Raw genomic sequence first — 16,007 nt, forward strand, 5'->3', positions numbered from 1 at the left:
ACGAAGCCCATCGATGGCGGGGCTTCAGGCTTGCCTTGGGCCGCCTCTGCCTTCACCCCTGGGGCGCTGCGTTGCGAAGAATGGTGTCGATGGTTGCAGGGCTTTCCGTCAGCCAGTGGCCTCCTCCCGATTCATTTGCGCAGTTTGCCCGCCTGCCCTGGAGCGTCGAGTCTGCGGCCCACTGTACCTATCCAGTTGCCGGTTGTCACGACATTGCCGCGAGTGCGCATGTGGTCCCCTCCTGCAATGCCGGGATACCCGTGGTTCTCCCTCAATATGGGGCGCGCCGCTCCGTCGTAGCCGCACCACAAGACCAGTCCTGCTATAAACCTATTTACATTTTGAGCAACTGTCTGTGAGACTGTTGCAAAAAGAGAGGGTCGATATGCACACGAGTCTTTCAGTGGCACGCCTCGTCGCCCAAGGGCTGGCAATGGCGGTTATTGCTGTTGCGATGACCCTGCCCCAGGCCCAAGCCCTGGACAAACCCACGGGCACCGTGGTGCTCACCATCGATGGTGCGATCAGCCAGACGAACAACGGCTCACAAGCCCAGTTCGACATGGCGATGCTGGAGAAACTGCCCCAACACAGCTTTTCCACGCAGACCCCGTGGTACCCCAGCGCAGTCACGTTCACAGGCCCGCTGCTGCGTGATGTGCTGGCGGCCGTCGGTGCCAAGGGCAAGAACATCACGGCGGTGGCGCTCAATGATTACAAGACAGAAATTCCCATTGACGATGCCACACGCCACGACGTCATCGTTGCCCGGCTCATGAACAACCGCCCCATGCGTGTGCGCGAAAAAGGGCCGCTTTTCATCGTCTACCCGTTTGATACCAAGGCCGAGCTGCGCAGCGAGCTGTACTACAACCGCGCAGCCTGGCAACTGCACATCCTGCGGATCCGCTAGCCCACACGCACTCCTTACAGGCACTCCACCATGATCCGGGGCAAAAACGTTCTGAGACTGATCATTGCGGGCCTGGTGGTGGCGTATGTGGCCATTGCGGGAGTGCAATACCACCAGTACCGCAGCGTGGAAGCGGTCATGCGCCGGGGCGACGTCAATGCCTTGTGGTCTTTCCTGCAGCTCAACGTGGAGTACGAGAAGCTGGACCACGCGCTTCACCAGTTCGAGATGGACCCGGCCAGCCTGCCCATGGACCGGCTGGAGCTGCGTTACGACCTGTTCCTGAGCCGCTTCAGTGCGCTCGAAAGTGGCACCGCCCGCACGCTGATGCAGGAGGAGCCAATCTACAGCACCGCCCTCGACGCATTGCAGAAATTTGTTGCCGCAGGCGATGAGCATTTCGGGCAAAGCGTGGATACGGTGTCCAGCCGCATGAACATGCGGCTCCTGCGGGCCGAGCTGAACAAGCTGCGCGACATCGTTCAGGAACTGTCGCTCCAGGCGTCGCGCATCTCTGCCCTGCTGGGCGACCGGCGCAACGAAGAGGTCAAGCACCAGACCCTGCTGACCACCGGGCTGACCGCCTTCCAGGCCATTCTGACCTTCCTGCTGGCCTTTGCGATGGCGCGCCAGTTTCTTCAGCGTGAAAAGGCCACCTCCCAGGCCATGGAGGCACAGGCCGAACTGGTGGATGCCCTCAAGCGCAGCGAAGAGGCCCTGGAGGCCCGGGTGGCCCAGCGCACTACAGAACTGCAGCAGGTCAACGCCGCACTGCGGGAACATGAGGACGAACTGGTGGTGGCCCAGGCCAAGGCCGAAGATGCCTCGCGCATGAAGTCGGACTTTCTGGCCAACATGAGCCACGAAATTCGCACGCCCATGAACGCCGTGATTGGCATGAGCCACCTGGCGCTGGCCACGGAGTTGACCGTGCGCCAGCGCGACTACATCCAAAAGATCCAGCGGTCCGGTCAGCACCTGCTGGGCCTGATCAACGACATCCTGGACTTCAGCAAGATCGAAGCGGGGAAGCTCGAAGTCGAGGTGGTCGATTTCGACCTGCACGGTGTGCTCGATAACGTGGCCAACCTGCTGGGCGAAAAATGTGCCAGCAAAGGGCTGGAGCTGATGTTCGACGTGGACTCCCACCTGCCTGCCGACTTGCGCGGAGACCCCCTGCGCTTGGGGCAGATTTTGGTCAATTACGCCAACAACGCCGTCAAGTTCACGGACGAGGGCGAGATCATCGTGCGGGTCCGCGAAGCCGCGCGGGATGCGCAGGGCGTCCTGCTGCGTTTCGAGGTGCAGGACACCGGCATTGGCCTCACCGACGAACAGCAATCACGGCTGTTTCGCTCGTTCGAGCAAGCTGACACCTCCACCACACGCAAGTACGGCGGCACCGGCCTGGGATTGGCCATTTCCAAAAAACTGGCCAGCCTGATGGGCGGGGACGTGGGGGTGCAAAGCGCGCCGGGCCGGGGCAGCACGTTCTGGTTCACGGCCCGGCTGGGCCTGGGCGCTTCCACACAGCGGCCGCTGTTGCCGGAGCCGGACCTGCGCGGCCGCCGCGTGCTGGTGGTAGACGACAGCGAACAGGCGCGGCAGATCCTGGCGGAGCTACTGTCCAGCATGAGCTTTTCGGTGACGCTGGCCAGCTCAGGAGCACAGGCCGTGGACCTGGCGCGAGCCGCCGATCAGGCCGGACGGCCTTGCGAAATTGCCTTTCTGGACTGGAAGATGCCCGGCATGGACGGTTTTGAAACCGCCCGCCAGCTGGCCCAACTTCCCCACCCGCCCCGCCCCGTCATCGTCACCGCGCATGGCCGCGACGACGTTCTGAACGAACTCACACGCTCAGGCATCGGGCTGATGCTGACCAAGCCTGTCAACCCATCGCAGCTTTTTGATGCTGCGATGCGCGCGTTGGGCGGGGCGCAGCGGGTGGACGATGGGCGGCGCCTGCCGGTCCCGCCACGGGGTGCAGAGCTGGCGTCGATCCGGGGTGCGCGGGTGCTGCTGGTGGACGACAACGATCTGAACCAGCAAGTGGGCCGCGAACTGCTGACCAGCGCCGGGCTGGTGGTGGACGTGGCCGACAATGGCCAGGCCGCGCTTGACATGCTGGCCCGTGGTACCTACGACATAGTGCTCATGGACATGCAGATGCCGGTGATGGATGGCCTCACCGCCACCCGCCACCTGCGCCAAAACCCCACCTGGGCGCGCCTGCCGGTGCTGGCGATGACGGCCAACGCGATGAGCAGCGACCGCGAGCAGTGCCTGGACGCGGGCATGAACGGGCACATCGCCAAACCCATTGACCCCGAGGCCCTGTTTGCCGCACTGCTGCAGTGGATTGCGCTGCCGCACACCGGCACAGACTCCGGCGGCATGACCGCTGCAGCGCAGCCTGCGGTGGCTGACGCCCCTTCAGTGGCGACGCGGGGCACAGCAGACCCGCTTGCACACATCGAAGGCCTGAATGCGACCCTCGGGCTGCGGCGCGTGCTGGGCAAACGTGCCGCCTACGAAGGCCTGCTGCGCACGTTCGTCACCGGCCAGGCCAAAGCAGTGCGGGAAGCGCAGGCGCATCTGGCCTCAGGCCGGCCGCAGGCAGCGCAGCGGGCCATGCATACCTTGAAAGGCGCGGCAGGCACCATTGGCGCGCTGCGTCTGGCCGAACTGGCCAATGCTGCGGAGCAGGCCATTGCGCACAAGGCGGTGACCGACGCCCTGGATGTCCTGCTGCAGCCTGTGGACGATGCCTGCCGGGCCCTGGTGGTTGCCCTGCAAGGGGCCTTGCCTCCCGAGCCTGACACACAGCACGCGGCGGGAGCTGCGGGAGCCCTGGTGGACGAGGCGCGCACCCGAGAGCTGGTAGCCCGTCTGGACGCCTTGCTGGCAGACAGTGATTCCGAAGCCGTAGAGCTGTTCAAGGACTCCGGCCCCAGCCTGAAGGCCCTGCTGGGCCCCGCCTACGTCGACATGAAACAGCGGCTGGACAACTACCTCTTTGCCGATGCGCTGGACGTGCTGCGCAAGGCGGGGAACAACAACACACAACACAAGGAGGACCCAGTTCATGAATAGTCCATTGGAATTGAGCGGCAAATGTACGGTGCTGGTGGTGGATGACACACCCGGCAATTTGTCGCTGATGAGCGACCTGCTGCGCCCCGACTACAAGGTCAAGCTGGCCCCCACCGGCGAGCGTGCGCTGCAAATCGTGGCGGCCGAAAAACCCGACCTGATCCTGCTCGACATCATGATGCCGGACATGGACGGCTACGAGGTGCTGCGGCGCCTGCAGTTCAACCCCGACACCGAGGACATCCCGGTGATCTTCCTGACGGCCATGAGTGCCACCGACGACGAAACCGTGGGGCTGGAGCTGGGCGCCGTGGACTACATCACCAAACCCGTCAACCCCGCCATCACCATGGCGCGGGTGCGCAACCACCTGCAGCTCAAGCGTGCCCGGGATCTGCTGGCCCACCACAACCACTTTCTGGAGCAGGAAGTGGCCAACCGCACGCGCGCCCTGGCCGAGCTGCAGGACGCCACCATCCGCGCCATGGCATCGCTGGCCGAAACACGCGACAACGAGACGGGCAACCACATCCGTCGGACCCAGCACTATGTGGAAGCGCTGGCCCGCAAGCTGCAAGACCATCCGCGCTTTCGCGACGAACTCACGGAAGACGCCATCCAGGTGATCTTCAAGTCCGCCCCGCTGCACGATATTGGCAAGGTGGGCATCCCCGACCGCATCCTGCTCAAGCCGGGCAAGCTCACGGTGGAGGAGTTCGAGATCATGAAGACGCACACCACGCTGGGCCGGGACGCCATCGTGGCGGCAGAAACCGAAACCACGCAAAACAACCCGTTCTTTCGCTACGCCAAGGAGATCGCCTACAGCCACCAGGAAAAGTGGGACGGCTCAGGTTATCCCGAAGGGCTGGTGGGCAACACGATCCCTCTGTCGGCACGGCTCATGGCCGTGGCCGATGTGTACGACGCGCTGATCTCCGAGCGCGTGTACAAGCCCGCCTTCACCCACGAACACGCGGTCGAGATCATCCGCGACGGCCGGGGCAGCCACTTCGATCCCGACATGGTGGACGCCTTCCTGGCACTGTCCGAAGAGTTCCGGCGCATCGCGCAGCGCTTTGCCGACGGGGAACATGCCCTGCAGGCGCAGCTCGACCGCATTGCCCAAGACCTCTCCACCGACAGCGCGGTCATCGGCGACAGCAGCGGCAACCATGGCAGCGGCGGTTAGCCGCAGGCGCCTGCGGCGCTTTCTACCGCCCCACCCTCCGAGGTGGTGGTGGTGGTGCGGTGTCCGTTGAGGCCCAGCTTGGCCAGCAGTTGCACGTCGGCTTCCACATCAGGGTTACCGGTCACCAGCAGCTTGTCACCATAAAAGATCGAATTGGCACCAGCCAGGAAACACAGCGCCTGCACCGCTTCACCCATCTGCTGGCGCCCGGCAGAGAGGCGTACCCGGGCCTTGGGCATGGTGATGCGGGCCACGGCAATCATGCGCACAAAGTCCAGCGGGTCGATGGGTTCGCTGTCAGCCAGCGGCGTGCCGGGCACCCGCACCAGGCTGTTGATGGGCACCGACTCGGGGTACGGCTGCAGGTTGGCCAGCTGGGCGATCAGGCCAGCGCGGTGCACTGGCGCCTCGCCCATGCCCACAATGCCGCCGCAGCACACGCTGATGCCCGCGCTGCGCACATGCTGCAGCGTGTCCAGCCGGTCCTGGTAGGCGCGGGTGCTGACCACATCGGTGTAGTACTCGGGGGCGGTGTCCAGGTTGTGGTTGTAGTAGTCCAGGCCCGCGTCCTTGAGCGCCTGCGCCTGGTGCGATTCGAGCATGCCCAGCGTGGCGCAGGTCTGCAGGCCCAGGCCCTTCACGGCGCCGATCAAGGCGCTGACTTTTTCGATGTCGCGGTCCTTGGGCGCACGCCAGGCGGCCCCCATGCAAAACCGTGTGGCACCGGCGTCTTTGGCCGCCTGGGCGGCGCGCACCACTTCGTCCACCTCCATCAGCTTGTCGGCCTTCACGCCGGTGTCGAACTCGGCGGCTTGCGGACAGTAGCCGCAGTTCTCTGGGCAGCCGCCGGTCTTCACGGACAGCAGCGTGGCCAGCTCGATGTCTCCTGCGGGCCAATGCTGGCGGTGCACCGTCTGCGCCTCAAAAAGCAGGTCCATCAGCGGCTTGTCCAGCAACGCCTGGATAGCGTTCACCGTCCAGGGGCCTTGCGGCGCGGGGACGGGTGTGGCGCGCCGGTGCAGGTGCAGGGGTTGCACAGGTTGCGCGGCGGGAGCGGCAAGGGTCGTGGAGGACATGGCGGTCAATTCCCTTCAAGGCGTCTGCCCCACAGTGGCACGGGGCCGCCGGGGAGCAAGAGGTTGGTTACACAGCGCGCACCGCCCGAAACGGGGTGGTCCCACACGGTACGCAGCGAGGTGGGCGGATTCTGGACGAGAAAAAGGCACAAACACACGCCACAGGGTCACAAAAGGTGCCAAGAAAAACGTGGTGCCAATAGCCGTCAAATTCAGAATTTTTTGAGCACAGAAGACGGTGATTTGGAGATATTTACCAGGTTTTCGTGCGTTGAGTTTTTTGCCTGCATCAAAATTCCGGCGGCGGTCGTTATCTGTACCTAACAGGCGCGCGATCTGCCGGACATACGCCTGAAGATGGCCGACGTTCAGGCTTTTGACTACAGCCCTCCGTCAGCCCAGCGCAGCAATCACGTCGGCCGGGGCCTGGACCAGCTCGATCAGCACGCCCTCGCCCGCAATCGGAAACTCGTCATTGCTCTTGGGGTGCAAAAACGTGATGTCGTAACCCGCCGCACCCTTGCGGATGCCGCCGGGCGCAAAACGCACGCCCTGCGCAGTCAGCCATTCCACAGCCCGGGGCAGATCGTCGATCCACAGGCCGATGTGGTTGAGCGGCGTGGTGTGCACGGCGGGTTTTTTGTCAATGTCCAGTGGCTGCATGATGTCCACCTCGACCTTGTGGACGCCCTGCCCCATGGCCAGGATGTCTTCGTCCACGTTCTCGCGCTCGCTCTGGAACGTGCCGGTCTGCGTCAGGCCCAGCATGTCCACCCACAGGGTTTTCATGCGCTGCTTGTCGGTGCCGCCGATGGCGACCTGCTGGATACCCAGGACTCGGAAGGGCCTGTGGGATGCGGTCATGCTGATTGCTCCTTGATTGATAGCTAAAAATAGAGTCCCATTAAGCGCCAGCGGCCAATTTCATTCAAAAAATGGCCGACTTGAGTGGCTTGCGACCTGGTGCCTACCCCTCGCGCAACACCCAACTGCTCAGCGTGGCGAAGTATTCGCGCAGCCAGGCGTTGTAGCGTGTGGCCAGGGGCGTGGGTGCTGCCACCGGCACCATGTGGGTAAAGCCGTGGCGCTGGGCAATGCGCAGGGCGCGCGGCAGGTGGAAGTCGCTGGTCACCAGCGCCAAGGGGGCCGTGGCGGCCACACCGCGCGCCTGCAGCAAGGGGCGACTCCATGCCAGGTTCAGTTCGGTGCTGGTGCTTGCCTTTTCCAGCACCAGGCGTTCAGGTGAAATCCCGTGGCGTTCTTGCAGGTAGCGCGCCATCACCTCGGCTTCCGTGTCCGTTGCGCCCCAGACCTGGCCACCACACACCGCGATCAGGGCGGCGGGCTGCAATCGCGCCAGCGCGGCCGCCGTGTCCAGCCGCGCTGCCAGCGCCGGGCGCGGTTGCCCGTTCTGGATGCCAGCCCCCAGCACCACAATGGCCTGCACCGGCGGCGCCTCGGCCGGAGACACGCCAGCATCCAGCAAAAAGGCCCAGAAAACCGCCACGCTAAGCATCCATGCCGCCAGACCACACCAGCCGGCATACCACCACTGCTGGCGCCGCCGGTCATGGTGCCGCCAGCGCGCCAGCGGAGCCCACCACACCGCCAAAGCCAGAAAAAGGGCTCCCAGCGCAACGGGCAGCATGGTGCCCAGGTTGAAGTGCCCCAGAACCATCAGCACCGCACCATCCAGCAACAGCGCGCCGCCAGCCAGCGCGAGCAGCATGCGCAAGGCCCTCGTCATTGCGGGAATGGACCCAGGTGACAGATTGTTCGGGCCGCAGCCGCAGTGCGTTGCCGCATCACTGGAACTCAATGATCACGTCGTCCACCGCCAGCGACTCGCCCTTGCCCGCCACCACCTTGCCCACCACGCCATCTTGCGCGGCAAAGAGGATGTTCTCCATCTTCATGGCTTCGATCACGGCCAGCTTCTCGCCAGCCTGCACCTTCTGGCCGGGCTGCACCGCCACATCCACCAGCAGGCCAGGCATGGGCGACAGCAGAAACTTGGACAGATCTGGCGGTGCCTTGAAAGGCATCAATTGGTGCAGGCGTGCGCCCAGCGGCGACAGCACGATGGTGTCGATCTGCGTGCCGTTGTGCGCAACGCGCAGGGCCAGCGGGTTCTTGCCAGCGCCCCGCTCCACCTGGGCGGTGAAACCCGCGCCATTGCACTGCCCCTGCACACGGATCTGGCCCAGTGTGGCGGCGCTGCTGATCTGGTAGCTCTTGTTGCCCACGGCCACCACACTGGAGCCCGACTTGTCCTGGAAGTCGGTGACCGACACCGCATGGTGCTCGTTCTGGCCCTCGGCCCCCAGCGTGACCACCACAAATTGCTCGCCCACCTTCACCTCGTGCCCCGCCAGTTGCCCGCTGATGCCCGAGGCGCGAGCGCGGTAGCGGCGGTTCATGAAGGCCGCCAGCGCCACCAGGAACAAAGGGTCCTCGTGGGGCACGTCTTCAGAGTGGAAGCCCTTGCCGTAGTGTTCGGCGATGAAGCCGGTGTTGAACTCGCCGGTCACGAATTTCGGGTGGGCCAGCAGGGCCGCCTGGAACGGAATGTTGCTGCTGATGCCGCGGATCACGAAGCCATTGAGCGCCGCACGCATCTTGGCGATCGCATGGTTGCGGTCCGTGCCGTGCACGATGAGCTTGGCGATCATCGAGTCGTAGTACATCGGGATCTCGCCGCCTTCGTACACGCCAGTGTCAACACGTACACCGAGCTTCTTGTCGGTGTCGCCCTGGAACATGCTCTCCTCGGGTGGCTGAAAGCGCACCAGGCGGCCGGTGGAAGGCAAAAAGTTGCGGAACGGGTCTTCGGCGTTGATGCGGCACTCGATGGCCCAGCCCTCGCGTTTCACGTCGACTTGCGTGAGGGGCAGCTTCTCGCCCGCCGCCACGCGAATCATCAGCTCCACCAGGTCCAGGCCGGTGATGCATTCCGTCACCGGGTGCTCCACCTGCAGGCGGGTATTCATTTCAAGGAAGTAGAAGTCCTGGTCCTTGCCGACCACGAACTCCACCGTGCCCGCGCTCTGGTACTTCACGGCCTTGGCCAGTTGCACCGCCTGCTCGCCCATGGCCTTGCGGGTGGCGTCGCTGATGAAAGGCGATGGCGCCTCTTCGATCACCTTCTGGTGGCGGCGCTGGATGGAGCACTCGCGCTCGTTCAGATAAATCACGTTGCCGTGGCTGTCGCCCAGCACCTGGATCTCAATGTGGCGCGGCTCCTGCACAAACTTCTCGATGAAGATGCGGTCATCGCCAAAGCTGTTGCGAGCTTCGTTCTGGCAGCTGGTGAAGCCCTCGAACGCTTCCTTGTCGTTGAACGCCACGCGCAGACCCTTGCCGCCGCCGCCGGCCGAGGCCTTGATCATCACGGGGTAGCCAATGCCTTTGGCAATCTCTACGGCCTGCTCGGGGCCGGCAATCGCGTCGTTGTAGCCCGGGATGGTGTTGACCTTGGCTTCGTTGGCCAGCTTCTTGGACGCTATCTTGTCGCCCATGGCGGCAATCGAATGCGCCTTGGGGCCGATGAACGCAATGCCCTCGTCTTCGCAGCGCTTGGCAAAGGCTTCGTTCTCGGAGAGGAAGCCGTAGCCGGGGTGCACGGCCTGTGCGCCGGTTTGCTTGCAGGCGGCAATGATCTTGTCAGCCAGCAGGTACGACTCGCGCGAGGGCGCGGCGCCAATGTGTACGGCCTCGTCGGCCAGCTTGACGTGGCGGGCTTCCTTGTCGGCGTCGGAGTAGACGGCGACGGTGGCGATGCCCATTTTCTTGGCGGTGGCGATGACTCGGCACGCGATTTCGCCACGGTTGGCGATCAGAATTTTGGTGAACATAACAAGTTCCTCAAAAGGAAATTTCAAAAACCAGTAACTAAGACAGAAGGACAGCACTGACGCAAAGCTTCAATGAAGCGCTGCTTCTCGCGCGGCGACACCAAAATGCTTCGGCCCGCCCCATGGCGAATGCACAAGCGGTCTAGCGACAGCGCGGGCGAGGAAATCCAACTGCGTGATGGCGAGACCTCGCGCACGTCGCTCAACGCTATGCGCCAGCGGAACGGACCACAGCGAATCAGCAACTCCTCCGCCGTGAGTGTGTAGTTGGTGTCCAGTAGCAGCCACAATGGCAGCAGTAGCGAAAAGGCCGTGATGGCCGCCAACAGCGCAAGCATCGGCGGCGCGCCGCCCGAATTCAGCACGAACGGCCCCACAACCCCTGCAACTGCAGTTATTGCCGTCAATCCGGCGAGCGGTCCGATGGCAATAAGCCATGAATCCACCCTGGATGGGAAAAACGAGCGTATCTGTGCCATTGCCGGATGCCGATGCCTTGTCTACAGCGGAATGTTCCCGTGCTTGCGCCACGGATTTTCGAGTTTCTTATCCCGCAGCATCACCAGCGACCGGCAGATGCGCTTGCGCGTCTCATGCGGCAGGATCACGTCGTCGATAAAGCCGCGAGCACCGGCCACGAACGGGTTGGCAAAACGCTGCTTGTATTCCGCCTCACGCGCGGCCAGCTTCACCGGGTCGTTCTTGTCTTCGCGGAAGATGATTTCCACCGCGCCCTTGGCGCCCATCACCGCGATCTCGGCGTTGGGCCAGGCCAGGTTCACGTCGCCGCGCAGGTGTTTGGAGCTCATCACGTCGTACGCACCGCCGTAGGCCTTGCGGGTGATGACGGTGATCTTGGGTACCGTGCACTCGGCATACGCATACAGCAGCTTGGCGCCGTGCTTGATGATGCCGCCGTACTCCTGGCTGGTGCCAGGCATGAAGCCGGGCACGTCCACAAACGTGACGACCGGGATGTTGAACGCATCGCAGAAGCGCACAAAACGCGCGGCCTTGATGCTCGACTTGATGTCCAGGCAGCCCGCCAGCACCAGCGGCTGGTTGGCCACGATGCCCACGGTCTGGCCTTCCATGCGGGCAAAGCCGATCAGGATGTTCTTGGCGTACTCGGGCTGCAGCTCAAAGAAATCCCCGTCGTCCACCGTCTTGAGGATCAGCTCCTTCATGTCGTAGGGCTTGTTGGGATTCTCGGGCACCAGGGTGTCCAGGCTCCGGTCCATTCGGTCGGCCGGGTCGTTGCTGGGGCGAACAGGAGCCTTCTCACGGTTGTTGAGCGGCAGGTAGTTGTACAGGCGGCGCAGCATCATCAGCGCCTCCACGTCGTTCTCAAACGCCATGTCGGCCACACCGCTCTTGGTGGTGTGCGTCACGGCGCCGCCCAGCTCTTCGGCGGTCACTTCTTCGTGCGTCACGGTCTTCACCACTTCGGGACCGGTCACGAACATGTAGCTCGAATCCTTGACCATGAAGATGAAGTCCGTCATGGCCGGCGAGTACACGGCGCCGCCGGCGCTGGGGCCCATGATCATGCTGATCTGCGGAATCACGCCGCTGGCCAGCACGTTCTTCTGGAACACGTCGGCATAGCCGCCGAGAGACGCCACGCCTTCCTGGATGCGCGCTCCGCCCGAGTCGTTGAGGCCGATGACCGGCGCGCCGACCTTCATGGCCTGATCCATCACCTTGCAGATCTTCTCCGCATGGGTTTCGCTGAGCGCGCCGCCGAACACCGTGAAGTCCTGGCTGAACACGAACACCAGGCGGCCGTTGATCATGCCGTAGCCCGTCACCACGCCGTCGCCGGGGATCTTGTTGTCCTCCATGCCAAAGTCGGTGCAGCGGTGCTCGACAAACATGTCCCATTCCTCGAACGTGCCGTCGTCCAGCAGCAGCTCAATGCGCTCGCGCGCCGTGAGCTTGCCCTTGGCGTGCTGCGCATCAATGCGCTTTTGCCCGCCGCCCAGGCGTGCCAGCGCACGCTTTTTCTCCAGTTGATCCAGGATGTCTTGCATGGTCGTCCTTTGGTGAATGGGTTTGTTTACTATCTATTTGATAGCTGCTTGCGCTGGATGGGATTGCGCCAGCAGCAGATTTCGTGCTGCAGTCGATGCCGCGATGCGCCCGGCTGCCACATCGGCCTGCATCTGGGGCAGCAGCTCCTTGACCTGCGGATGCTGGCGAAACGCGAGCTTGAGGCCCGCGTCGATGCGCTCCCACATCCAGGACAGCGCCTGCTTCTCGCGCCGCGTGGCCAGGCGGCCATTGGCGGTTTGCAGCTGGCGAAACTGCGCGACGGCGGCCCAGAAGCTGTCCACGCCCTGGCCCAGCAGCGCGCTCATCTGCACGACCTTGGGGTGCCACAAAGTTTCATTGTGGTGCGCGTTCTCGGGGTTGCCGTGCTGGCTGAGCAGGCGCAGGCTCGATGTGATCTGTGCCTCGGCCCTTGTTGCGGCGTTCTTGTCGATGTCGGCCTTGTTGATGACCACCAGGTCGGCAATCTCCATCACGCCCTTCTTGATGGCCTGCAGGTCGTCGCCCGCGTTGGGCAGCTGCATGAGCACAAACATGTCCGTCATGCCCGCCACGGCGATCTCGCTCTGGCCCACGCCCACGGTTTCGACGATGACCACGTCGTAACCCGCCGCCTCGCAGACCAGCATGGCCTCGCGGGTCTTCTCTGCGACTCCGCCCAGCGTGCCGCTGGAGGGGCTGGGGCGGATGTAGGCTTTTTCGTGCACCGACAGGTGTTCCATGCGCGTCTTGTCACCCAGGATGGAGCCGCCGGAGACAGTGCTGGAGGGGTCGATGGTGAGCACGGCCACACGGTGGCCCTGGGCGATGAGGTACAGGCCCAAGGCTTCGATGAAGGTGGACTTGCCTACGCCGGGCACACCACTGATGCCGAGGCGGAAAGCTTTGCCGGTATGCGGGAGCAGCGCGGTGAGCAGCTCGTCCGCCTGCGCGCGGTGGTCAGTGCGGGTGGATTCGAGCAGGGTGATGGCCTTGGATATGGCGCGGCGTTGGGCTACCGCCCCCCCTTGCAACACACCGTCCAAGAATATTTTAGGGCTCACTACTTGCACCTTCATCTGCACCCTCCCCATCGATTCTTTGGGGAGTGAAATCAGAAACCTTCCTCTGGTCTGCCGTTGCTTTTTGACTTTTTGCCGAGCCATGCCCCACGTGCTGTGAAAGCGGCTCCTCACAGTGATGAATTGCCTCCTCTGATCCGTATGGACTAACCATCTCTAAATACTTATCTTCTTCACGGTCGATCACCCTCACATGGCGTACGTATTCCTTTCGGCTGTGCGAGTAACTTGGCTTATCGAATTGTTCAAGGATCGGTTTTTTTACCCTGGGGCGCTTCACTTTCATGCCTGTGCCATCTAGGGCGTGCAGCGTTTCGACGATAGAAATCTGCACCGTTCGATACAAAGCACCGCAATTTGGGCAGGGGAGACGAACACCAGCCTCATCGCAATCAATTGCGATAGGTGTTCTACAGGATGAACAAAAAGTACCGTCGGACATATGACGAACAGTGAAGCAATCAAAGCAAAGCTCAAGACAGAACCGATTTCTTGATCTGCTCCAGCACATCCTTCGCACTGGCCGGAATCGGCGTGCCGGGCCCGTAAATGCCCTTCACGCCCGCCTCGTACAGGTGCTCATAGTCCTGCGCCGGGATCACCCCGCCCACAAACACGATGATGTCGTCCGCCCCCTGGTCCTTGAGCGACTGGATGATGGCGGGCACCAGCGTTTTGTGCCCTGCTGCCAGCGTGCTCACGCCCACGGCGTGCACGTCATTTTCAATCGCCTGGCGCGCACATTCCTCAGGGGTCTGGAACAGCGGGCCCATGTCCACGTCAAAGCCCAGGTCGGCAAACGCGGTGGCCACCACCTTGGCGCCCCGGTCGTGCCCATCCTGGCCCAACTTGGCGATCATGACGCGCGGGCGGCGGCCCTCGGTTTCGGCAAATTCGTTGATCTCGGTCTTGAGTTTGTCCCAGCCTTCGGCCGAGTCATAAGCGGCTGCGTACACACCGGTCACCTTTTGCGTATCGGCGCGGTGGCGCCCAAACACCTTTTCGAGCGCGTCAGACACTTCGCCCACGGTGGCGCGCAAGCGCACCGCCTTGATGGCCAAGTCCAGCAGGTTGCCACTGCCGTCTTCTGCTGCAGAAGTGAGAGCATCCAGCGCCTGCTGCACAAGCGCGGAGTCGCGTTTTGCCCTGATATTTTTCAGGCGTTCGATCTGCCCGTCGCGCACCTTCACATTGTCGATCTGCAGGATGTCGACCGGGTCTTCTTTGGCCAGCTTGTATTTGTTGACGCCGACGATCACGTCCTTGCCGCTGTCAATGCGCGCCTGCTTCTCTGCCGCAGCAGCCTCGATCTTGAGCTTGGCCCAGCCGCTGTCCACGGCCTGCGTCATGCCCCCCATGGCCTCGACCTCTTCGATGATCTTCCAGGCGGCATCCATCATGTCCTGGGTGAGCTTTTCCATCATGTAGCTGCCGGCCCAGGGGTCGACCACGTTGGTGATGTGCGTCTCTTCCTGGATGATGAGCTGCGTGTTGCGCGCGATGCGCGAGCTGAACTCGGTGGGCAGCGCGATGGCTTCATCCAGCGCGTTGGTGTGCAGGCTCTGCGTGCCGCCAAACACCGCGGCCATGGCCTCGATGGTGGTGCGCACGATGTTGTTGTAGGGGTCTTGCTCGGTGAGCGACCAACCCGAAGTCTGGCAGTGCGTGCGCAGCATCAGGCTCTTGGGGTTCTTGGCGCCGGTCTCCTTCATGATGCGGCACCACAGCAGGCGCGCGGCGCGCATCTTGGCGACTTCGAGGTAGAAGTTCATGCCGATGGCCCAGAAGAAGCTCAGCCGCCCGGCGAACTCGTCCACGTCCAGGCCCGAGGCGATGGCCGTCTTCACGTATTCCTTGCCGTCGGCAAGCGTGAAGGCCAGCTCCAGCGCCTGGTTGGCGCCCGCCTCCTGCATGTGGTAACCCGAGATGGAGATCGAGTTGAACTTGGGCATGTTGCGTGCCGTGTAGCCAATGATGTCGCCGATGATGCGCATCGAAGGCTTGGGCGGGTAGATGTAGGTGTTGCGCACCATGAACTCTTTCAGAATGTCGTTCTGAATGGTTCCCGACAGCTGGTCTTGCGACACACCCTGCTCTTCCGCCGCCACCACGTAGCCCGCCAGCACGGGCAGTACGGCGCCGTTCATGGTCATGGAGACCGACACTTTGTCCAGCGGAATCTGGTCGAACAGGATCTTCATGTCCTCCACCGAGTCGATGGCAACGCCGGCCTTGCCTACGTCGCCGGTCACGCGGGGGTGGTCGCTGTCGTAGCCCCGGTGGGTGGCCAGATCGAAAGCGACCGACACGCCCTGCCCGCCTGCGGCCAGTGCCTTGCGGTAGAAGGCATTGGACTCTTCCGCGGTCGAAAAACCGGCGTATTGGCGAATCGTCCAGGGCCGCACGGCATACATGGTGGCCTGGGGGCCGCGCAGGTAGGGCTCGAAGCCAGGCAGCGTGTTGGCGTACGGCAGGTTGGCCGTGTCTTCGGCCGTGTACAGCGGCTTGACGGTGATGCCATCGGGTGTCACCCAGTTCAAGGCGTTCACATCGCCACCGGGGGCGGACTTGGCTGCGGCCTTGGCCCATGCCTCCAGCGAAGCGGCAGCGAACTCGGGAGCATTGTTGGGGGGCGTGTCACTCATGGCGAAGGCTTCTCCGAAGATGGCGTTGGTGCGTCAAGTTAGTGCGTCAAACACGACGCGCGGGCGGCTGCCGCCCACTTGCATTGATGTGGCGGCGAGTTTACATCATTCATAATTATTG

The 16,007-nt window shown here is 63.1% G+C and carries 12 protein-coding genes; 3 read left to right on the top strand and 9 right to left on the bottom strand.

The window, feature by feature from the left end; translation table 11 throughout:
* The first annotated feature begins 385 nt into the window (after positions 1-385).
* From ARADN35_RS0103075 to ARADN35_RS25740, 3 genes are read left to right on the top strand one after another with little or no spacing between them, the layout of a single operon-like run.
* Complete coding sequence (locus ARADN35_RS0103075) at positions 386-913, top strand: putative pterin-binding protein (protein ID WP_100199480.1); 528 nt, start codon at positions 386-388, stop codon at positions 911-913.
* Positions 914-943: 30 nt separating this feature from the next.
* Positions 944-4,006, top strand: coding sequence for a hybrid sensor histidine kinase/response regulator (locus ARADN35_RS0103080; protein ID WP_010458860.1), 3,063 nt, complete (start codon positions 944-946; stop codon positions 4,004-4,006).
* Entirely contained in the window at positions 3,999-5,198 is a 1,200-nt protein-coding gene (locus tag ARADN35_RS25740; protein WP_050812433.1) for a response regulator, read from the top strand. The genes ARADN35_RS0103080 and ARADN35_RS25740 overlap by 8 nt, the downstream gene beginning before the upstream one ends.
* Here the strand turns inward: ARADN35_RS25740 and bioB are convergent.
* The 9 genes from bioB to scpA form a co-directional block, all read right to left on the bottom strand.
* Positions 5,195-6,283: a biotin synthase BioB gene (gene bioB / locus ARADN35_RS25745; protein WP_050812434.1), complete on the bottom strand. Its 1,089-nt coding sequence runs from the start codon at positions 6,281-6,283 to the stop codon at positions 5,195-5,197. The two genes, ARADN35_RS25740 and bioB, sit on opposite strands and share 4 nt — an antisense overlap.
* Before the next feature lie 384 nt (positions 6,284-6,667).
* Positions 6,668-7,138 carry a VOC family protein gene (locus tag ARADN35_RS0103095; RefSeq protein ID WP_010458866.1) on the bottom strand — a complete coding sequence of 157 codons (471 nt, stop codon included), beginning with the start codon at positions 7,136-7,138 and terminating at the stop codon, positions 6,668-6,670.
* Positions 7,139-7,241: 103 nt separating this feature from the next.
* Positions 7,242-8,003 (bottom strand): YdcF family protein, encoded by a 762-nt coding sequence (locus ARADN35_RS0103100; protein WP_010458868.1) that lies wholly within the window; start codon positions 8,001-8,003, stop codon positions 7,242-7,244.
* A 76-nt stretch (positions 8,004-8,079) separates the two neighbouring features.
* Entirely contained in the window at positions 8,080-10,128 is a 2,049-nt protein-coding gene (locus ARADN35_RS0103105; RefSeq protein WP_010458869.1) for an acetyl-CoA carboxylase biotin carboxylase subunit, read from the bottom strand.
* A 23-nt stretch (positions 10,129-10,151) separates the two neighbouring features.
* Positions 10,152-10,607, bottom strand: a complete 456-nt coding sequence (locus ARADN35_RS0103110; RefSeq protein ID WP_010458870.1) for a PH domain-containing protein — start codon at positions 10,605-10,607, stop codon at positions 10,152-10,154.
* Positions 10,608-10,628: 21 nt separating this feature from the next.
* On the bottom strand, positions 10,629-12,161 hold the full coding sequence (locus tag ARADN35_RS0103115; RefSeq protein ID WP_010458871.1) for an acyl-CoA carboxylase subunit beta: 1,533 nt from the start codon (positions 12,159-12,161) through the stop codon (positions 10,629-10,631).
* A gap of 33 nt (positions 12,162-12,194) precedes the next feature.
* Positions 12,195-13,223, bottom strand: coding sequence for a methylmalonyl Co-A mutase-associated GTPase MeaB (gene meaB, locus ARADN35_RS0103120; RefSeq protein WP_029413076.1), 1,029 nt, complete (start codon positions 13,221-13,223; stop codon positions 12,195-12,197).
* Positions 13,213-13,683 carry a hypothetical protein gene (locus ARADN35_RS27775; RefSeq protein WP_139019159.1) on the bottom strand — a complete coding sequence of 157 codons (471 nt, stop codon included), beginning with the start codon at positions 13,681-13,683 and terminating at the stop codon, positions 13,213-13,215. Before ARADN35_RS27775 ends, meaB begins: the two co-directional genes overlap by 11 nt.
* 31 nt (positions 13,684-13,714) lie before the next feature.
* The gene (gene scpA, locus ARADN35_RS0103125; protein WP_010458873.1) at positions 13,715-15,886 is read right to left on the bottom strand and encodes a methylmalonyl-CoA mutase; all 2,172 of its coding nucleotides are present in this window, start codon (positions 15,884-15,886) and stop codon (positions 13,715-13,717) included.
* Positions 15,887-16,007 lie beyond the last annotated feature (121 nt).

Source organism: Acidovorax radicis N35, from assembly GCF_000204195.1.
GTDB lineage: Bacteria > Pseudomonadota > Gammaproteobacteria > Burkholderiales > Burkholderiaceae_C > Acidovorax > Acidovorax radicis.